13 protein-coding genes are annotated in these 19,379 nt (G+C 61.9%); 5 read left to right on the forward strand and 8 right to left on the reverse strand.

Annotated elements, in window-relative coordinates; translation table 11 throughout:
* Positions 1–94 precede the first annotated feature (94 nt).
* From ACKWJN_RS03315 to ACKWJN_RS03325, 3 genes are all read right to left on the reverse strand, one after another.
* Positions 95–3,640, reverse strand: a complete 3,546-nt coding sequence (locus ACKWJN_RS03315; RefSeq protein ID WP_408594489.1) for an indolepyruvate ferredoxin oxidoreductase family protein — start codon at positions 3,638–3,640, stop codon at positions 95–97.
* A gap of 95 nt (positions 3,641–3,735) precedes the next feature.
* A complete protein-coding gene (locus ACKWJN_RS03320) occupies positions 3,736–4,248 on the reverse strand; it encodes a hypothetical protein (RefSeq protein ID WP_408594491.1) in 513 nt (170 codons plus the stop codon).
* Between the two features lie 2 nt (positions 4,249–4,250).
* Entirely contained in the window at positions 4,251–5,528 is a 1,278-nt protein-coding gene (locus ACKWJN_RS03325) for a murein transglycosylase A (protein ID WP_408594493.1), read from the reverse strand.
* Here ACKWJN_RS03325 and ACKWJN_RS03330 point away from each other — a divergent pair.
* Positions 5,461–5,613 (forward strand): hypothetical protein, encoded by a 153-nt coding sequence (locus ACKWJN_RS03330; RefSeq protein WP_408594495.1) that lies wholly within the window; start codon positions 5,461–5,463, stop codon positions 5,611–5,613. The genes ACKWJN_RS03325 and ACKWJN_RS03330 overlap by 68 nt on opposite strands.
* Before the next feature lie 4 nt (positions 5,614–5,617).
* Here the strand turns inward: ACKWJN_RS03330 and ACKWJN_RS03335 are convergent, their stop codons facing one another.
* The 3 genes from ACKWJN_RS03335 to ACKWJN_RS03345 are packed head-to-tail and all read right to left on the reverse strand — an operon-like array spanning position 5,618 to position 12,327.
* The gene (locus tag ACKWJN_RS03335; protein WP_408594497.1) at positions 5,618–6,256 is read right to left on the reverse strand and encodes a response regulator transcription factor; all 639 of its coding nucleotides are present in this window, start codon (positions 6,254–6,256) and stop codon (positions 5,618–5,620) included.
* Between the two features lie 18 nt (positions 6,257–6,274).
* Positions 6,275–8,263: a two-component system sensor histidine kinase NtrB gene (locus tag ACKWJN_RS03340; RefSeq protein WP_408594499.1), complete on the reverse strand. Its 1,989-nt coding sequence runs from the start codon at positions 8,261–8,263 to the stop codon at positions 6,275–6,277.
* Entirely contained in the window at positions 8,263–12,327 is a 4,065-nt protein-coding gene (locus tag ACKWJN_RS03345; protein ID WP_408594500.1) for a YhdP family protein, read from the reverse strand. Before ACKWJN_RS03345 ends, ACKWJN_RS03340 begins: the two co-directional genes overlap by 1 nt.
* 36 nt (positions 12,328–12,363) lie before the next feature.
* On the opposite strand from ACKWJN_RS03345, the gene glnE reads away from it, so the two are divergent.
* Complete coding sequence (gene glnE / locus ACKWJN_RS03350; RefSeq protein ID WP_408594606.1) at positions 12,364–15,090, forward strand: bifunctional [glutamate--ammonia ligase]-adenylyl-L-tyrosine phosphorylase/[glutamate--ammonia-ligase] adenylyltransferase; 2,727 nt, start codon at positions 12,364–12,366, stop codon at positions 15,088–15,090.
* A 31-nt stretch (positions 15,091–15,121) separates the two neighbouring features.
* On the opposite strand, the gene rfaE2 is transcribed toward glnE, so the two are convergent.
* A complete protein-coding gene (gene rfaE2, locus ACKWJN_RS03355) occupies positions 15,122–15,625 on the reverse strand; it encodes a D-glycero-beta-D-manno-heptose 1-phosphate adenylyltransferase (protein ID WP_408594501.1) in 504 nt (167 codons plus the stop codon).
* A 10-nt stretch (positions 15,626–15,635) separates the two neighbouring features.
* Positions 15,636–16,589, reverse strand: a complete 954-nt coding sequence (locus tag ACKWJN_RS03360; RefSeq protein WP_408594503.1) for a MerR family transcriptional regulator — start codon at positions 16,587–16,589, stop codon at positions 15,636–15,638.
* A 159-nt stretch (positions 16,590–16,748) separates the two neighbouring features.
* Here ACKWJN_RS03360 and ACKWJN_RS03365 point away from each other — a divergent pair, with 159 nt between their 5' ends.
* From ACKWJN_RS03365 to ACKWJN_RS03375, 3 genes are read left to right on the forward strand one after another with little or no spacing between them, the layout of a single operon-like run.
* On the forward strand, positions 16,749–17,306 hold the full coding sequence (locus ACKWJN_RS03365) for a glutathione peroxidase (protein WP_408594505.1): 558 nt from the start codon (positions 16,749–16,751) through the stop codon (positions 17,304–17,306).
* Positions 17,303–18,586, forward strand: coding sequence for an NAD(P)/FAD-dependent oxidoreductase (locus ACKWJN_RS03370; RefSeq protein ID WP_408594507.1), 1,284 nt, complete (start codon positions 17,303–17,305; stop codon positions 18,584–18,586). The genes ACKWJN_RS03365 and ACKWJN_RS03370 overlap by 4 nt, the downstream gene beginning before the upstream one ends.
* Positions 18,583–19,362, forward strand: a complete 780-nt coding sequence (locus ACKWJN_RS03375) for a DUF1365 domain-containing protein (RefSeq protein ID WP_408594509.1) — start codon at positions 18,583–18,585, stop codon at positions 19,360–19,362. The genes ACKWJN_RS03370 and ACKWJN_RS03375 overlap by 4 nt, the downstream gene beginning before the upstream one ends.
* The last annotated feature ends 17 nt before the right edge of the window (positions 19,363–19,379 follow it).

The following is a 19,379-nucleotide window of genomic DNA, read 5'->3' on the forward strand; positions in this document are numbered from 1 at the left end:
CAAATAGAAGGGCTCCCACCAAGGCGCAAAACGCACCCCAGTAGGCCAGCCGGGGATTGTATGCGGCGGGGGCTCCGCCCTTTGGCGACCCTGGTTACACCAGGGCCTGTGCGTGCCACTGCGCCAGCAACCTTTCCCACTTGCCGCGCGCCGCCGCCAAGTTGCGCGCCTTCACATGGCCAAAGCCCTTGATCTGCTCGGGCAAACGGGCCAGCTCAAGCGCCAGTGCGTGGTTGTCCGCCGTGAGCTTGGCCAGCACCGCGTCCAGCGTGGCGCGGTACTCGCCGATCAAGGCCCGCTCGGTGCGACGCTCCTCGCTGTAACCAAAGATGTCCAAGGGCGTGCCCCGCAAGCCCTTGAGGTGCTGAAGCAGCTTGAACCCTGTCAACATGGCCGGGCCAAACTTTTGCTTTTGCAACTCGCCTTTGGCGTTGGTCTTGGCGATCAGGGGCGGTGCCAAGTGGTAGTTCAGTGTGTAGTCACCCTCGAACGTTTTCTCAATGCTTTGCAAGAACGTTTTGTCTGTGTGCAGACGCGCCACCTCGTACTCGTCTTTGTACGCCATCAGCTTGAAGAGGTTGCGCGCCACAGCTTCGGTGAGCGAGGTTGTGCGCAGCGCGGCCTCGGCCGCGCGCACACGCTCTACCGTGCTGAGGTAGCTCGCGGCATAGGCGGCGTTTTGGTAGTCGGTCAAAAACGCCACACGCCGCGCAATCACGTCCTCCACACCCACGGGCTTGTGAAAGTGCACGGTTTGGGAAGGTGCCAACGCCGCTTGCACCGCCGCCCAGTCGTGCGCACATTGACGGCCCCACTCAAACGCCGCTTGGTTCTGAGCCACCGCCACATCGTTGAGTTCCATGGCCCGCATCAAGGCCTCGTAGCCCAGCGGCACCCAACCTTTTTGCCAGGCGTAGCCCAAGATCATGGGGTTGACAAAGATGCTGTCGCCCAAGGTCTGCACGGCCACGCGGTTGGCGTCAAACAGCCCCAAGCCATCCGCCCCAACGGCTTGCGCAATTTCTGCGACGCACTGATCGGCTGGGTTTTGCCAGTCGGTGTTTTTGACAAACGCCGCCGTGGGCGCGCTGTGGGCATTGAGCGCCACATGGGTGCGCCCGGCGCGCATGCGTTGCAAGGTTTCTTTGCCTGCGGTGACGATCGGGTCGCAGCCCAAAATCAAGTCGGCCGAAGCCAAGCTCACACGCGTGGTGCGGATCGCGTCTTGGTCATGGGCCATCAGCACATGGCTCCAGGTGGCGCCGCCTTTTTGCGCCAAACCTGCCGCGTCTTGGGTGACGATGCCTTTGCCCTCCAGGTGCGCCGCCATGCCCAGCAACTGGCCAATGGTGATCACGCCGGTGCCACCCACACCCGCCACCACCAAGCCCCAGCCCTGGTCGAGAGACGGCAGGGTGGGCTCAGGCAAGTCGGGGGTGGGGTAGGCCAAGGCGGCCACGCCCTTGGCCTTCTTTTTCAGCTGGCCGCCTTCCACTGTCACAAAGCTGGGGCAAAAGCCTTTCAAGCAGCTGGTGTCTTTGTTGCAGGTGCTTTGGTTGACGGTGCGCTTGCGGCCCCACTCGGTCTCTAAGGGCTCCACGCTCAGGCAGTTGCTTTGCACACCGCAGTCGCCACAACCCTCGCACACCAAGTCGTTGATCACCACGCGCACGGCAGGGTCCACCATCGTGCCGCGTTTGCGGCGGCGGCGTTTTTCGGTGGCGCAGGTTTGGTCGTAGATGATGACGGTGCAGCCTGTGATCTCGCGCATCTCGCGCTGGACGCGGTCAAGTTCGTCGCGGTGGAACACCGCCACACCCTGAGCCAAATCAACGCCTTCGTATTTGTCCGGCTCGTCGGTCACCACCACGATGCGCTGTGCGCCTTCGGCCTTCATGCTGTGCGCAATTTGCAGCACGCTGTGACCCTCGGGTCGTTCACCCACCGGCTGACCACCGGTCATGGCCACGGCGTCGTTGTACAAAATTTTGTAGGTGATGTTCACGCCTGCGGCAATGCTTTGGCGAATGGCCAAGATGCCGCTGTGAAAGTAAGTGCCGTCCCCCATGTTGGCAAAGATGTGGGTGTCGTTGACGAACGGTTGCTGCCCCACCCAGGGCGTGCCTTCGCCGCCCATTTGGGTGAAGCCGCTGGTGCTGCGGTCCATCCACAACACCATGAAGTGGCAACCAATGCCAGCCATGGCGCGTGAACCCTCGGGCACGCGGGTGGAGGTGTTGTGCGGACAGCCCGAGCAAAACCAGGGCTGGCGGTCAGCCTTGAGTTCCACCACCTGCATGGCGCGTTCTTTGGCGGTGATGATGGCCAACTGAGCGTCCACCCGTGCTTGGGTGTCGGCATCGAGCCCGAGTTTTTTCAGGCGCTGGGCAATGGCCTTGGCAATCAGTGCGGGATTGAGATCGGCATTGGCGCGCAACAAGGTGTTGGCGCTGGGGTTGGGCTGCGACCATTCGCCGCCCGAAAAATCGCCCGCCACCTCGTTGAACTTGCCCAAGACGTTGGGCCGCACATCGGCACGCCAGTTGTAAAGCTCTTCTTTGAGTTGGTATTCGATGACTTGGCGTTTTTCTTCCACCACCAAAATTTCTTGCAAGCCGGTGGCGAACTCGCGCGTGAGCTGTGCGTCCAGCGGCCACACCACGCTGACCTTGTGCAAGCGAATGCCCACGCGCTGGCAGGTGGCGTCGTCCAGCCCCAAGTCGAGCAAGGCCTGACGGGTGTCGTTGTAGGCCTTGCCACTGGCGATCAAACCAAAGCGGTCGTTCGGACCCTGGATCACGTTGTGGTTCAAACGGTTGGCGCGCACATAGGCCAGGGCGGCGTACCACTTGTAGTCAAACAAGCGGGCTTCTTGGCTCAGCGCGTCGTCGGGCCAGCGGATGTGCAAACCGCCGCGCGGCATCTCAAACTCAGGCAACACAATGTTGACCCGCGCGGGGTCGATCACAGCAGAGGCGCTGGACTCGACAATTTCTTGAATCGTCTTCATGCCCGCCCACAGACCCGAGAAACGGCTCATGGCAATGGCGTGCAGCCCCAAATCCAAGATCTCTTGCACGCTGGACGGGAAGAACACCGGCGTGCCGCAGGCTTTGAAAATATGGTCGCTCTGGTGCGCAGCGGTCGAGCTTTTGGACACATGGTCGTCACCCGCCACGGCCAGCACGCCGCCCCAGGGGGTGGTGCCCGCCATGTTGGCGTGCTTGAACACATCGGAACAACGGTCCACACCAGGGCCTTTGCCATACCAAATGCCAAACACGCCGTCGAACTTGTTGCTGCCCGCAGGCGCAAAGCCCAGCTGTTGGGTGCCCCACAAGGCGGTGGCGGCCAACTCTTCGTTCACCCCAGGTTGAAAGACGATCTGCTGCGCCTGCAAATACGCCTTGGCCTTCCACAAAGCTTGGTCATAGCCGCCCAAGGGCGAACCACGGTAGCCGCTGATGAAGCCCGCCGTGTTTTTGCCTTGCAGGGCATCGCGCTGGCGTTGCAGCATGGGCAACTTCACCAAGGCTTGCACGCCACTCATGAAGGCGCGTCCCACATCGAGGCTGTACTTGTCGTCCAGGGTGACATCGGCGAGGGCACGGCGAATGTGCTCGGGCAGGGGGGCGTTCATCGCATGCTCCTAAAGTTCTGAGGACCAACACAAAGTGTAGACCTGCAAGCCGCCCAGCGCATGTGCGCCACGTCGCCTGCGCTGGAGGGACGTGTTCAATGCACGTGGTGCGGCGGGGGCGTGACCAGCGATGGCGCGCCGGGGTCTGCCTCGCTCAAGCCAACGCCCCAACCGGCGGTGTCTTGTAATTTGTTGAGCAAGGTCACCATCAGTTGAAGCACCGGCAAGGGCAGTTTCAAGTTGACGCTTTGCCCGTTGTTCATTTGAAACTCAATGGCCGTCTGGTCTTCCATTTGGTTCATCACCAAACCGATGACCAAGATGGGCGCCTCCCCCAACGGTTTTTGCGCGGCAGATTGGTAACTGTCTTCGAATTTCACCTGCTGGGCCACCGCTTGCTGCTGAAAAGCTTGCACCGCTTGCGCCACCTGGGGCGGATGGTGTTTTTCCAAATTTTTCACCGCCAAATGCTGCGTGCCTTGCAGCACACCTTGCACCATGCGACGCGTCAGCCACAGGCTGAATTCTTCGTTCTCGTGGGTGTTGAAGCGAAACATGACACGGTCTTCTTGCGCCACCCACTCACCATTGAATTGCTTGATACCCATCTTCACCTCGGCCAAAGCACCCACAGGCGCAAATTTTGTTTCATACGCCCCGCCAGCTCACCGGCTTGTGGGCCCGTGCCGGCAAAGTAGTCTGCGCGAACCGCACCCACGATGGCGCTGCCCGTGTCTTGCGCGAACACCACCCGCTGCAAATTCGCACCGCTGCCACTGGAGAACATCCACAGGGGCGTCGCGTAGGGCACCGAGTCTTTGTCCACGGCAATCGAGCGTCCGGGCGTGAGCGGCACACCCTGCGCGCCACGCGGGCCGGCTTCAGCGTCGACGCCGCTGCGCTGTTCTGGGCTGAAAAACACATAGCGTGGATTGCTCCACAGCATGTCTTGCACCAGCCGTGGGTTGCTTTGTTGGGTGGTGCGGATCCATGCTTTGATGCCAGGCCACGAGGCATCACGCACCAAACCCCGATCAAGCAACCAACGGCCCACACTTTGGTAGGGCTGTTCGTTGGAAGCCGCAAACGCCAAGCGCACCACGCGCACTTGGCCATCCGCCTCGGTGATGCGCACACGGCCCGAGCCTTGGATGTGCAACACCAAGGCATCGATCGGGTCGGCCAACCACGCCACTTCGCGTCCACGCAAGGCCTCTTGAACTTGAGGCTGGGTGTCGATCTCTTGGCGTGTGAACCACATGCGCCCACTGCGCCGCAGATCGGACAAGCCATCGGGCGGCGCGTACAACGGCACCTCAAACCCCGGGCGGCGCTGCGATGACGCCTCGAACACAGGTTCGTAGTAACTGGTGAGCAAACCCTCGATGGCGCCATCGAGCGACTCCACCCGGTAGGGCTGCAAATGGGCCATCATCCAGACACGGCGCTCGTCATCGCTGGCCAACAGCAATTGGCGCACGCCTGGGCACAAGGGGCCAAACAAGGGGCCGGGGCGTTCGCAGTTTTGCAACCAGGCATTCCATGCGTCTTGCAAGCTGTCGTCTTGCCATCCCGGCAAGTCGTCCCACGACACCGCCACCCAACGGCTGCGGTAGGACTGCTGGGGGCTGGGGGTGCCAGGCAATCCGGCCAAGGCGCCGCTGGCCCGCGGCGCCTCAGGCGGGCGCACCACAGGCGCCGGTGCGACGACGGCAGGGCGCGCGACGTCATCGGGCAAGGCACGCACACGCGGGCCAGAGCCACAGGCGGCCAGGCTTCCTACAATCAGTGCCGATGCCACACGCCACAGGAGTTGTTTCATGCTGTTGATTTTGCTCGAAGCCTTGGGCGCCGGATGCATCTTGGTCTTGATCGTGTGGTGGACCATGTTTTCAGGCCGCAGCGAAGCCGAGCACGAGGCCGCCCAACAGCAAGCCCCCGAACGGCCCAAAGACGACGCCAACATGCGCTGAGCTTTCACTCGCTGCGCAACAAATTGGCCAACTCCACCGCCGACTTGACCGCCATCTTCTCAAACACGCGGGCTCGGTGAACTTCCACCGTGCGCACACTGATGTCGAGCTGATCGGCAATCAGTTTGTTGGGCAAGCCCTCCACCACCAAACGCATCACGTCGCGCTCGCGCTCGGTCAAATCCGCCAAACTCTGTTGCAGGGTTTGTTTGGCCCGTTGCCCTTGCAAAGTGGATGCCGAGCGCTGCAAGGCCTGCTCAATGCGGTCCACCAAGGCGTTGTCGGAGAACGGTTTTTCATAAAAATCAAATGCGCCACGTTTGACCGCATCCACCGCCGTAGGGACATCGGCGTGACCGGTCAAAAAAATCACCGGCAACACATCGAGCAATTGGCGTTCAATCAACTGCTCAAACAAGGCCAGGCCACTCATGCCCGGCATGCGCACGTCCAACAACAAACAACCGGGTTGGCTCGGGCACCAAGCGGCGCGGGAGGGGGCGTTCAAAAATGCGGCAAACGCATCGGCACTGTCAAAGGACTCACTGGGCAAACGGCGCGAACGCAGCAGCCAAGCCAAGGCTTCGCGCACGCCGGCATCGTCATCGACGATGAAGACCAGGGCATCTTCGGAAGGTTGCATGGTGAGGTTCCTTTGAAATCAAGCCTGGGGCAAGGTGAAACTGAACACCGTGCCACGGGGAGGGTTGTCGCAGTGGCTCAACAAGCCACCGTGTTGTTCCACCACCGTGCGGCACAAACTCAGGCCCAAGCCCATGCCTTCGGCTTTGGTGGTGAAGAACGGGGTGAAGAGTTTTTCCGCCACCCCCGGGGCAATGCCAGGGCCCACATCGGTGACAGAAAACGCCATCCAGCGGCTCACGGCATTGGACGCTGCGGTGCGCACGGCCAAAGTCAACACTTTGTCGGTGGTGTCATCGGCCATGGCTTGCATGGCATTGCGGGCCAAATTGAGCAAGACCTGCTCCACCATCGTGCGGTCACACCACACGGCGGGCAACTGGTCGGGGCAGCGCACCACCACGCGAACCCCAAGTTTGCGGGCTTGCAAGATGATCAAGGGCATCACGTTGTCCAGCAAGGTGCGCGGCAACACGGCTTCGCGGGTTTGGTCACGGCGACGCACGAAGTCATGCACGCTCTTGATCACCTTGCCCGCACGTTCGGCTTGTTGGCCAATGCGCGCGATGGCGCTGCCGAGCATCTCGGCCAAACCGGCGTCTTGCAGGGCCACGTCTTGCAGCAAGTTCATGCTGCCGGTGGCGTAGCTGGAAATGGCCGCCAAGGGTTGGTTGAGTTCGTGGCTCAAAAGCGACGCCATCTCGCCCACGGTGGCCAAACGCGCGGTGGCTTGCAAGCGCTCTTGGCTGGCGCGGGAGAGTTCTTCCACGCGACGCTGCTCGGTGATGTCGAGCACCGCACTCATCCACCCGGTTTGCTGGCCATTGGCGTTGATCAAAGGGGCTTCAAAAATCAGCACAGCAATGCGCTCACCGCCCTTGTGCATGAAGACCGACTCCACCCCTTCGCGCGGCGGCGCATTGCCCGCCAAACGCAGGGCTTGGCGCTGGCCGTATTCGTCAATCATCTCGGGCGGCCAGTAGGGGGCTGGAATGCCGTGCCCCAAGAGTTCTTTGGCGGTGAAACCGACCATTTCACAAAACGCAGGGTTGACATAGGTGATGCGGCCTTGGTTGTCGCGCGCACGCAGCCCGGTGACCAGCGAGTCCTCCATGGCTTTGCGAAACGCCAGTGCGTCGGCCAAATCGGACTCCACCCGCTGGCGTCTGCGCATGTCACGCGCCAACATCGCCAGCACGGTGACCAAGGCGATCGCCATTGCCGTGACCAAGGCCGTCAACACATTCGGAAAGACGTCGGGTGCAGCCCGCCAGCTGTCCATGCGCAAGACCATCGCGTGCCCTGGCAAGTCAAGCAATTGCTGGGCGGTGAAGACCCGGCTGCCACGGCGAGGCGTGCCAAATTTGGCCAGCCGCGTGCCATCTGACTCGGTGAAAGACACCTCTTGGCTGCGGGTGAGTTGCGGCCCGACCATGCCAGCGAGAATTTCGCTCAGCGTATAACTCGCCACGGTGTAGCCCGTGAGTCGCCCGTCCACCAGCACCGGCAAGCACAGGTCCATGATCTCCAGCCCCAAACCGTCGTTTTGCGGCACATAGGTGCTCACCCCATAGCCTGGCCCACTTTGGCGTCGCGCCACGGCGCAGGCCTGCACCACCTCGGGCTGGCGGGCAGAGCGCCCTTGCTTGGCAAAGACGGGGGCGCGAAACGGTGTGTCCACAGCAGCGATGACGCCCAACTCCACGTCGCGCCATTCCAGGCGCAACCATTCGCGGTGCTCGCGCAACAAGCTGGCCGCCTCACGCGGCCAAGGCCGCTGGGTGTGGTCGACAAATTGCAGGGTCTGCAAGGTCTGCACATTGCGCGTCAGCGCGGCACGGATGTCACTGACCGCATCCGAGGCGTCGCGTTCGATGCGGCTTTGCACTTGGCTGACCTCGTAGCGTCCGGCCAACCACACCAGCGTGCTCAGCATGGACAGCACCAACACCACCAGCAGCAGCCACAAAGACCAACGGCGCAACAACGTACCGGCGGGGAACAACATCAGTCGACCTTGGTCACGCGGGGGTTGAGCCAGGTGCCATCGATGTGGAACTCGCTGGTGTTGGCGCGCACCAAGGGCTTGGCCAAGACCAATTGGGCCAGGTAGGACGTCAAGCCCACCAAGGGGTTGATGGTGGCCATGTACAACGCGTAAGTGCCGGCATTGATTTCGGGCACCACCACCACCTTGAGGTCTTGGGTTTCTCGGGCCAGGTCGGCCCGCCCCTCGATCAAGGCGCCCGCCACCACGCCCTTCATCTGCAAGTTGTTGGTGAAGGCCACGCCTTGGTCGATGCGCACATCGCCACGGACAAAATCAAAGGCAAAGCCTTCGCTGAAGATGTCGCTGAAGTCCAAGGTCAGTCGCCGTGGCAAGGCTTGCAAGTTCAGCACGCCAAGCAAACGCGCTGCCCCCGGTTCGGTCTTGAGGAATTGGCCTTTTTCAATGTCCAAATTGAGCTTGCCCGACATGCTGGGGTAGTCGAGGGTGATGGGTGAGCCGCGCCAAGAGACCTGTCCCTCTAGGCGCCCCTTGCCATGGCGAACCGCATCGGGCGTGCCCAAGCGCGTCAACAATTTCCCACTGTCGTTCACATCCAGCACAAAGTTCAATTGCGTGCGGCGCAAGATGGGCCCATCTGCGGCCCAGCTGCCACTGGCGGTGAAACTGGCCTCTGGCATGCTCAGGTTGAGTTTGTTCAACCGCCATTCACGCGTGGCGTTGGTGCCGGTGCGGTTGACCGCTTGAATTTCCAACCGTCCCAACTTCTTGTTGCGCAAGGTCAGGTCTTCCACCACGATGTCCAAGGCCGGAATGCTGCTGGGTTGCTCGCTGAGCATGCGCTCGACATCGGGCACCAAGCTGGGTGGAATATTCAAGTAGCTCAAACGCGCCAACAGTTGCGCCGGGGTATTGCCATTGGCCGGTCGCACTTCGGCCGATCCGTTGAGCTCGTCGGCGCGCAGATTCAAGCGCCACAGATCGCCTTGACGGGTACCACCGACCAACACGTTGTGGATCACCCGCTCGGTCAGCGTGAGCTGGTCTGCGCGCAGCGTCACGAAGTTGGGTAAGTAATCTTGCGCACCGCCCAGGTCGGCCGGTGCGCCCATGGGCTTGAGCGCCGATGGGGCGCGCAACGCGTCGCGCATGGGCACACCCGTGAGGTCGCTCACGGCATCGCTCCACGCGTCCAGATCCAAGGTGGCCAACTGCAAGTTCAGGCTGACGCCTTTGTCGCGCATGGGCAAGCTCTCGCTCAGGGCGTCGCCCACGGAGATGCCACCTCGCAGCACCTGCGGCTGGTCGCCACTGAGATCGCGCACATAGCTCAGCGCCAGCACACGGCCCAGGCTGAGTTGGAGGGTGTCTTGCAACACCCGACTCTTGGGCAGCCATGACTCTCGGGTGAGCTGGGTGGACACGCGCAAGGGCAGTCCCGCCGTGGCTGCTTTGTTCAAAGGGGCTGGCAAATTCAGCACCAAACCCTTGAGGTCACTGGTGATGAGCAACTCAGGCTGGCCTCGTCGCAGCCCCAGGGTGAATTCGTAGGCCGCGCTGCCGCTGGCGTGTTGGGCCATGCGTGCGACCGCGCCCAGCTCGCGGGCTTGGCGCAGGCCTTCCGCGCTGACGCGACCTTTGGCCTTGAGTTGCAAAGGCGAGTCGCCAGAGGGTGCGGCCACATTCAGACCTCCCTCGATTTGGGCCTCTCCCCCTAAGGTGCGGGCCTTGAGGTCTTTCAAGGTGAAGCCTTGCTCACTGAACTGCATGGCCCCCTTGACGCCCATGAGCACCGGCGTGCCTGGCATGACCTGAAGGTCGTTGCCCAAGAAATTCACACTGCCTTGCACTTTGGACTTGCGCAGGGCGTTGAGAGGCAGCTGCAGGTTGAGCTTGTAGTTGGCCAAGCCCGCCCCTTGGCTGGCGTCGAGCACTTCACCCGTGAGTTCATGCAATGCCGTGCGTGAGACCACGCCCAACACCTCGCTGAGTGGCCCGCCACCTTCAGCCACCACCTTGACCTCTGGCTTGCGCAGATCGGCGATGTGGGCCTCGACCTTTTGCCAGTCGACGTGGTCGGCGCCTTCGACACGGGCATTGCCCTTGAAATGCAAGGCGCGTCGCTCCAACACCAGCTCGCCACGCACCGCCGTCAGGGCCGGCCAGCTGCTGTTGGGGGCAGGTCGGCTGCCCTTGGGCACGGGCACATACGCGTAGCGACCCTCGTCGATTTGGGCCGACATGCGGAACTCGCCCAACTTGGCGTTGTCAAACGGGAAGTCATTCAAATCGCCACGGATGCGCAGTTTGGCCTTGCTGGCCAAGCCCTGTTGCATGGCTTCGCGCACATGAACACGCACATCCGGTGGCAGGCTGTTGGGCAAGTAACGGTGGACTTGGGCCACTTGGGCGCGGCTGATGCTGGCGGTGAGGTCGAGCACACCCGGCCAACGCTGGGCGGCTTCGCCCGTCTTCCAACTGCCTTCAAACTGCCCCATCAGATCGGCATTGGCCAGCTGGGCTTGGCTGACTTGCACCGAGAGCTGCTCGCCGCGTTGCTGCCACAGCAACTGAGCCGAGGCTTGGTCCAACACAATTCGCGGCTCATCCAAGCCCATGGGCAAGGTCACGCTGCCTTGTTCGATGCGCAGCTGGGCTTTGCCACCCTCTGGATTGAGCTCGAAGTCCATGCTGGCACCTTGCACCCCCGGCACCCAGGCCAACGGACTGTCTGGCGCGGTGTCACGCAAGAGCTGCAGGCCTTGCACCGCACCGCGCGCTGTGTAGCTCAGCCTTGGGCTTTGGCTGCCAGCGACCGACGTTTGCCAAGTGACTTGCAATGGGTTGACCTGTCCTTGGGGTTTCACCCGCGCCAGCAAGGCGCGCCACTGCGCGGGCAAGGGCAGGCGTTGACTGACCTGGGCCAAAGCCTGCAAGTCCAACTGATCCGCGCGGAGGGTGCCTGTTTGCAGGTCGTCGCCCTGCCAGGTGACACGCAACACACCGCCCGGCCAACGCTCGCCCTGCACGGTGTCAAACACCAAGTTGTCGGTGCTGATTTCCACCGACGGCTTGACGCCTTTGGGTTGCCACTTGGCGCCCAGTTTGCCCGCCATGTGACGCAACGCCAAGGGCTCGAGTTCAGCCCCCAAACGCACGTTGACCGACTGCAGCGACACATCGGCTTGAAGCCCCACCGCTTGACCATGCACCACGTCGAGCGACACGCGCATGGCGCCTCGCCCTTCTTGGATGGAGATGCCGTGATCCATCGGGAGCCACTGACGCAAGGTCGATACATCGACCGCCGGCAAATCAGCCTGCACTTGGCCCGACCATGACTGCGTGTCCCCCGCACGACCCCAAGGCGCTTGGCTGAATTTGCCATGCACGGACCCGCGTTGCCCCATCGCCGCCGGGGGGGTGGCAGCCAGGCGCAGGTCATGGCCGTTCCATTGGTTTTGGATCACCACATCCACTTGGCTCAGGGTCAGCGCGGGCGCATCAGCCCCATGCAGCGCCTCGTCACGCCAGTGCAGCAGCCCCTGGGTCACCACAAATTCATGCTGAGAAAAAAACCAATCTGCCGCCGCACCATCGCCCGCTGCTTGGGTACTCAAACCAGCCACCCAAAGGTGCCCCTTGGCGTCACGGCGGATGTCCAATTCGGGTTGGTCAATCGCCAGCCGTTCAAAGCCACCTTGAAGCACCGAACGCAAGGACAAAGCCGCCAGCACGCGTGGCAAACGCAAGGCCTCGTGGCCTTGGCTGTCCAACACCCGCAGCTCCAACACCTCAAACCCCGTGACCAGCCACCCCCCTGTGGCGCGGATCTGTCCGATCTCGACCGGCGTGCCAATGGCACGGGTGGCTTGCTGTTGCAACCACTCCCGGTGATCGTTGATTCGCGGCACAATCAAAGCGTGCAGGGCGGCCCATGCCACCACCAGCACCAGACACACCATGCCCAAGACCCACAGCACACCCGTGAACAGACGCTTCCACCGCGAGGGGGGTGTGCAAATGTGGGATGTGGGTTCAGACGGATCGGACAACTGTTTCATGGTGAAAGCAACGTGACCGGAATTATCCCCCTCTCGATGAACGACCTGAGTGCTTACTCACGCTTTGTTCAACGCATTCGCCGTCGCTACCCGGCTGAGATGTCCCTGTTGCCCAGCGGCGCGCCTGTCCTGGCCACCTTGCAGGTGGCGTTCTCGGCTTTGCGCCAGCAACACGGCTGCGGTGCGGCCTTGCGCATCCTGCGCCAGTTGGTGATGGAGCGACTGGTGGTGCTCGACTGCACCCAACATGCCGACTTGTCGGCGATCACGCGCGGCATGACCGAATTGGCCGAACTGGCCTTGGACGTGGCCTATCAAGAGGCCTGTACCCAGCTGGATGCGCTCTACGGCCCCCCCTTGGGCGCCAGCGGTCAACGCGCCGTGCTGTGGGTGATCGGCATGGGCAAACTGGGTGCGCGTGAACTCAATGTGTCGAGCGACATCGACCTGATTTACGTCTACGACGAGGAGGGCGAGACCACCGGTTTGCCCGATGGACGTGGCCGCATCAGCCACCACGATTACTTTGCCAAAGCGGTCAAGCTGATCTACAGCCTGATTGGCGAGACCACCGAGCATGGCTTTGTGTTTCGCATGGATTTGGCTTTGCGACCCAACGGCAACTCTGGTCCCAGCGCGGTGTCGCTGAGCGCGTTGGAAGAGTATTTCCTGGTGCAAGGCCGCGAATGGGAGCGCTTTGCCTGGCTCAAAAGCCGTGTGGTCGCACCGGCCAGCGCCCAGCTGGCAGCGCAAGACTTGCGCGACACGGTGCTGCCATTTGTGTTTCGCCGCTACCTCGACTACAACGTGTTCGAAGCCCTGCGTGGACTGCACCAACAAATTCGCCAGCACTCGGCCAAACGCAGTGCGGGCCGGCCTGAGCGGGCCCACGACGTCAAGTTGTCGCGGGGCGGCATCCGCGAAGTTGAATTCACGGTGCAGCTGCTGCAAGTGGTGCGCGGCGGGCAGTTTCCTGAACTGCGCACCCGCCCGACCTTGCAAGCTCTGCAACGCCTGGTCCAAGCCAAGCTCATGCCCGCCCACACCGCCGATGCACTGGCCACGGCTTATGTTTTTTTACGCCAAGTCGAGCACCGCATCCAGTACTTGGACGACCAGCAAACCCACCTGCTGCCCACGCAGGATGCCGACCTCGAGTGGGTTGCACTGACGCTGGGCTTTGGCGATGTGTGTGACTTTTTGATCCAACTCGATGGCCACCGCGAGTGTGTGGCGCAAGAGTTTGACCGCTTGCTGGGCCAAGACAGAGCGCGCCAAGACACGTCGCCCAAAGACTGCAAAGGATGTGGCGCGCACACCTCGCTGGATTGCCCCGACCTGGAGAGCCTGCTGCCACACCTCAGCGAGCGGCTGCGCGCACGCGTGGCCTTGTGGCCAGATCAGCCGCGGGTGCGCGCCTTGCGCGACGATGCGCGCCAGCGTTTGTTGCGGCTGTTGCAGCGCACCCAAACCTGGCTCACCCAAGGTCTGGCCAGCGAAGAGGCCGCGCTGCGCTGGTGCGACTGGATGGAGCCGCTGATGCGCCGCGAAAGTTACCTGGCCTTGCTGCTAGAGCGCCCGCGTGTGCACGAGCAATTGCTGCGTTTGTTGGGTGCTGCGCGTTGGCCGGCCCGATATTTGTTGCAACACCCGGGTGTGATTGACGAGTTGGCCTCTGAGTCCTTGTTGCATGAGCGGTTTGATCCGGTGGCTTTTGAGGCCGAGTTGGAACAACGCCGCGCGGCTTTGCAGAATGTGGACCAAGACGATGACGAAGCTTTGCTCAACCTGCTGCGCCGTGCCCACCACGCAGAGGTGTTTCGCACCTTGGCGCGCGACGTCGAAGGCAGCCTCACCGTCGAGCAGGTGGCCGATGACCTGAGTGCACTGGCAGACACCATGCTCAACATCACCAGCCGCTGGGTGTGGCAGCGCTTGAAACAGCGTCACCGCGATGCGCCGTTGTTTGCCATCGTGGGTTACGGCAAATTGGGCGGCAAAGAACTCGGCTATGGCAGCGACCTCGACATCGTGTTTGTGTACGAAGACCCGCACGAACAAGCCGGCGAAATTTATGCCGCCTTTGTGCGCAAGCTGATCAATTGGCTCACGGTCAAAACCGGCGAGGGCGATTTGTATGAAATTGACACCGCCTTGCGCCCCAACGGCAATTCGGGTTTGCTGGTGTCCACCTTCGAGGCTTTTGCCAGCTACCAAGCGCAACGCGGCAGCAACACCGCGTGGACCTGGGAACACCAGGCCATGACACGTGCACGCTGCTGTTTGGGCTCGCCTGAATTACACCAACGCTTTGAGTCGGTTCGCTGCAGCGTGATCCATGCGCCACGCGACCACGCCGCCTTGGCACTTGAGATCCGGTCCATGCGTGACAAACTGCGAACTGCGCGGCCCGTCAAGGCCGGCTTGTTCGATGTCAAGCACAGCACCGGTGGCATGGTGGATGTGGAGTTTGCTGTGCAGTATTTGGTGCTGGCCTTTTCACACACCCATCCCAGCTTGAGCGCCAACCTGGGCAACATTGCCTTGTTGCACAACGCCGAGCAAGCCGGGTTGCTGCCGCCCGGTGTCGGCACAGCCGCCGCCGATGCCTACCGCGAGTTGCGCAAAGTGCAACACACGGCGCGGTTGGACGAACAGCCGACCCAAGTGAGCGCCCACGATTTGCTGCAGGAACGCGCAGCGGTTGTTGGTTTATGGGCTGCTGTCTTTGGTGCGCAGACCGCGCACGCCCTCGTGCCGTAAGCCAAAGCGGCCGGGCGATTTCGCCCACACCTCAGTGCGCGCGTATCTTGGTGACCAGTGCCGTGGTGGAGTAACCGTCGACAAATTCAATCGCTTGTGCGCGGCCGCCATAGGCCTCAACCACCTGGGTTTCGGCGAGTTTGGACATGTCGTAATCACCCCCTTTGACCAAGATGTCCGGACGCAACTCGCGGATGAGCTCCAGCGGGGTGTCTTCGTCAAACCAGGTCACCAAACTCACCGACTCCAGGGCGGCCATCAAGACCGCGCGGTCGGCTTCGGCATTGAGGGGGCGGTCTGGGCCTTTGCCCAAGCGACGTGCCGATGCGTCGCTGTTGAGCGCCACCACCAAACTGCCCCCCAAGGCTCGGGCCTGAGCCAAGTAAGTGGCGTGCCCTCGGTGCAGCACGTCGAACACGCCATTGGTGAACACCACAGGCCCCTGGGCCCGCAAAGCGGCCACGCGCTGCGCGGCCTCGGCGCGGGAGGTGAGCTTGTTCAAAAACGCCGGAGCGGTCAGTGGGGTTGCGGTCATGGCCGCAATTTTAGGTGGCGTGCCCAGCACGCCAGCGTTGCACCTGAGCGGCCACATCGCCCAAGCCTTGGACGCACACCACCCCCGCCAGTTGACGGCGTTTCAAAGCGATGTTTTGCCCACCAGCCCAGACTTCGGTGTGGGGGGGCAACAGCAAGCGCAACTCCTTCAAGTCGTCGGCCACCTGCTTGGGGTTGAGGATGGCGCTGAAGCTCAACGCCACCACCTGTGCGGAATGGGCCAGGGCCGCTTTGGCAATGTCATGAACCGGCATTTGCGTGCCCAGCCAAACACAATGCGCGCCCTGCAAGGCCAACAGGCTTTGCGCCATCAGCAGTCCCAAGCCATGGGGTTCTTGCGCAACAGTGGTCAACATGACCCGTGGCGAGTTCGTCGCCTGGGCCTGAGGCAAACTGTCCATCGCGTGGCGCAGCAATGCAGACACACACTCGGTGTAGAAATGCTCTTCAAACACCTCCATCTCGCCGCGCATCCAGGCGTCGCCCACGGCGGCGGTGACGGGCGCCACCACCTGCATGACAAAGGGCGCCAGCCCAAGTTCCGTCCATGCCAGATGGAGTTGCGCGCGCAAGCCCTCGGTGTCGTGGTCGCGGATCAACTGCAGGTAGCGCGCCACGTGGGCATGCGGGCTCAGGGACTCGGTTGGGGTGCGCTGTGGTTGGGTGGTGGGCAGGTTTTGGCTCAAACGTTGCAAGTCTTCGCTGGCCAAGGGCACCACGCGGCCCGGTCGCTGGCCTTGGTCCATCAAGCGTTTGATGAGGCGCAGTTTTTCGACCTGCGCGGTGGGGTAAGTGCGCTCACCAAAGGCATCCCGGCCAGGATTTGGAAATCCGTAGCGCCGCTCCCAAACACGCAGCGTGTCTTTGCCAATGCCCGTGTCGCGCTCGACCGCCGCAATGGACAGCAGCAAGGCTTGGGCAGCAGATTCGGCGCGAAAGTTCATGGGGGCAACAAATTCCGGGTCAGAGGGGAGAGAACTCAGTTTGTCCTAGACAAAATTGGCAATTTACGCGATCATGCACGAATTCGCATCACCCACCAAGCACCTATGTCATTTTCATCAGGTTTCGTTCGCAGTTTAGCCTTGGCACTTTGGGCTGGGATGGCCTGGCTGTCCCCCCTCCACACCCAGGCCGCAGAACCTGCACCTGCCGCGCCAGCCAACACTTGCCCGCGCGTGCTGCAACACACCGTGATGCGCTTGCAAGACGAAAAGCCCCAAGCCCTGTGCCAATACGCCGGGCAGGTGGTGGTGGTGGTCAACACCGCCAGTTATTGCGGCTTCACGTCCCAGTACAAAGGACTGGAGGCTCTGTATGCCAAGTACAAAGACCGTGGCTTGGTGTTGCTGGGTTTTCCGTCCAACGACTTTTCCCAGGAGCCAGACAGCAACGCCAAAATCGCCGACTTTTGTGAGAACACCTTTGGCGTCAAATTCCCCATGTTTGCCAAGTCGACGGTACGAGGGTCCGAGGCCTTGCCCTTGTTCAAACAACTGGCCGATCAAACCGGCACCGCGCCTCGCTGGAACTTTTACAAGTACGTGATCAGCCGTGATGGCCAACACATCAAGAGCTTCAGTTCGATGACCGGCCCACAAGACAAGTCTTTTGTGACCGAAGTGGAGAAGCAACTGGCTGCCAAAGTCAACGGCACATGAACCCGCGCGTTGCCATCATCGGCTCGGGCATTTCGGGCCTGTCTTGTGCGCACCACTTGCGCGGTCATGCCGACATCACGCTTTTTGAAGCGGGCGACTACTTTGGCGGTCACACCCACACCGTGGACGTGACCTTGCCCACGCCCCAAGGCAGGCAAACGCATGGCGTGGACACCGGGTTTTTGGTGTTCAACGAGCGCACCTACCCAGGCTTGATTGCCTTGCTGGACGAATTGCAGGTGCCCACCGCCAAGTCCGACATGTCGTTCTCGGTGCAGGCGCCGCAAGCGCATGGGCAACGCACCTTGGAGTGGAATGGCTCGACCCTCAACACCGTGTTTGCCCAACGACGCAACCTGTTCAACCCACGCTTCATTGGCATGCTGCGCGAGGTGGTGCGTTTCAACACCCTGGTCACCGAACTGGCGCTGCGCAACCACGACGAAGAGTTGACCCAACCCCTGTGCGAGTTTTTGCTGGCGAACCGCTTCAGCGAGGCATTTTGCGACGACTACCTGCTGCCCATGCTGGGCTGCATCTGGAGTTGCCCGACCGACCAAATGCTCATGTTTCCGGTGGCCACCATGGTGCGGTTTTGCCACAACCACGGATTGGCGCAGGTCAACAACAGGCCGCAGTGGCACACCGTGCGCGGAGGGGCGCGCCATTACGTCGAAAAAATCATCGCCCACATCCACGACAAGCGCCTCAACACGCCCGTGCACCGCATAGAGCGCGACGCACAAGGCGTCACGCTCCACACCGCGATGGGCAACGAGCGCTTTGATGCCGTGGTGCTGGCGACCCACGCCGACCAATCGCTGACCATGCTGGCAAATCCAAGCCAGCCAGAGCAACGCACGCTAGGCGCTGTGCGCTACCACCCGAACCTGGCGGTGTTGCACACCGATGCTTCGGTCATGCCTCAAAAGAAACTGGCCTGGGCCGCATGGAACTACCAACGCGCGGAAAAACAAGACACCGAAAATGCCCAGGTCTGCCTGCACTATTGGCTCAACCAGTTGCAGCCTTTGCCCTTCACCGAGAACGTGTTTGTGTCGCTCAATCCGATCCATGAGATCGACCCCAAGCACGTGATCGGCCGCTACCACTATGCGCACCCGGTGTTCGACTTGGCCGCAATTCAGGCTCAATCTGAGATGCCCGCGCTGCAAGGCCAGCAACACACCTGGTATGCGGGCGCATGGATGGGTTACGGCTTTCACGAAGACGGCTTCAAAGCCGGTCGTGCCGCCGCGTTGGGGGTGCTGGCGCGATGAGCGACGCAGCCCGCGTGCCGCACGCGCAACCCTTGTTGGGTTTGGGCCAAGTGCGCCACACGCGATTGCGCCCTACACGCCATGCGTTTGACTACGCCACGTATTTTTTGCTCTTGCCCATGCGCAGCTTGGCCACCGGCGTGTCGTCCACGCTGGCCATCAACCGCGCAGGGCTGATGAGCTTTCACGATGTGGACCACGGCGACGGACGTGGCGCAGCTCAGGGCGGCGCATTGGCATGGCTGGATGAAGTGTTGCACCACGAAGGCATTCACGATGCCACGGGCGAAGTCTGGCTGCACTGCTACCCGCGGGTGCTGGGCTACACCTTCAAACCGGTGAGCTTTTGGTATTGCCACTCAGCTGATGCCCGCTTGCGCGCCATCGTGGTTGAAGTCAACAACACCTTTGGTGAACGGCACTGCTACTTGCTGGACCACCCCCGCTGGGGCGTTGAACAAGCGGCGACCAAGGTGTTTCATGTGTCGCCGTTTTGTGCCATCGAAGGCCGCTACCGGTTTCGCTTCATGCGCACCGCGGATCGCACCGTGGCCAGGATCGACCACGACGATGCCCAAGGCCCACTGATTCAAACCAGTGTCAGCGGCGTGTTGGTGCCGGCCACCCTGGCAGCACAGCGACAAGCGTTGTGGCGCTTTCCTTGGATGACCTTGATGGTGATGCTGCGCATCCATTGGCAAGCGCTGCAGCTGTGGCGCAAGCGCGTGCGTTTTTTCACCAAACCCAACCCTCCCTCTGATTTCGTGACCCGTTGACCGATGCCCCCAAGCAC

Source organism: Limnohabitans sp., from assembly GCF_046052825.1.
Classification (GTDB): domain Bacteria; phylum Pseudomonadota; class Gammaproteobacteria; order Burkholderiales; family Burkholderiaceae_C; genus Limnohabitans.

Bases quoted from the DNA above. Each gene is read 5' to 3' on its own strand.
- ACKWJN_RS03315 (WP_408594489.1), bottom strand. From the start codon at position 3,640: ATGAACGCCCCCCTGCCCGAGCACATTCGCCGTGCCCTCGCCGATGTC.
- ACKWJN_RS03320 (WP_408594491.1), bottom strand. From the start codon at position 4,248: ATGGGTATCAAGCAATTCAATGGTGAGTGGGTGGCGCAAGAAGACCGT.
- ACKWJN_RS03330 (WP_408594495.1), top strand. From the start codon at position 5,461: ATGCTGTTGATTTTGCTCGAAGCCTTGGGCGCCGGATGCATCTTGGTC.
- ACKWJN_RS03325 (WP_408594493.1), bottom strand. From the start codon at position 5,528: ATGGTCCACCACACGATCAAGACCAAGATGCATCCGGCGCCCAAGGCT.
- ACKWJN_RS03335 (WP_408594497.1), bottom strand. From the start codon at position 6,256: ATGCAACCTTCCGAAGATGCCCTGGTCTTCATCGTCGATGACGATGCC.
- ACKWJN_RS03340 (WP_408594499.1), bottom strand. From the start codon at position 8,263: ATGTTGTTCCCCGCCGGTACGTTGTTGCGCCGTTGGTCTTTGTGGCTG.
- ACKWJN_RS03345 (WP_408594500.1), bottom strand. From the start codon at position 12,327: ATGAAACAGTTGTCCGATCCGTCTGAACCCACATCCCACATTTGCACA.
- glnE (WP_408594606.1), top strand. From the start codon at position 12,364: ATGAACGACCTGAGTGCTTACTCACGCTTTGTTCAACGCATTCGCCGT.
- rfaE2 (WP_408594501.1), bottom strand. From the start codon at position 15,625: ATGACCGCAACCCCACTGACCGCTCCGGCGTTTTTGAACAAGCTCACC.
- ACKWJN_RS03360 (WP_408594503.1), bottom strand. From the start codon at position 16,589: ATGAACTTTCGCGCCGAATCTGCTGCCCAAGCCTTGCTGCTGTCCATT.
- ACKWJN_RS03365 (WP_408594505.1), top strand. From the start codon at position 16,749: ATGGCCTGGCTGTCCCCCCTCCACACCCAGGCCGCAGAACCTGCACCT.
- ACKWJN_RS03370 (WP_408594507.1), top strand. From the start codon at position 17,303: ATGAACCCGCGCGTTGCCATCATCGGCTCGGGCATTTCGGGCCTGTCT.
- ACKWJN_RS03375 (WP_408594509.1), top strand. From the start codon at position 18,583: ATGAGCGACGCAGCCCGCGTGCCGCACGCGCAACCCTTGTTGGGTTTG.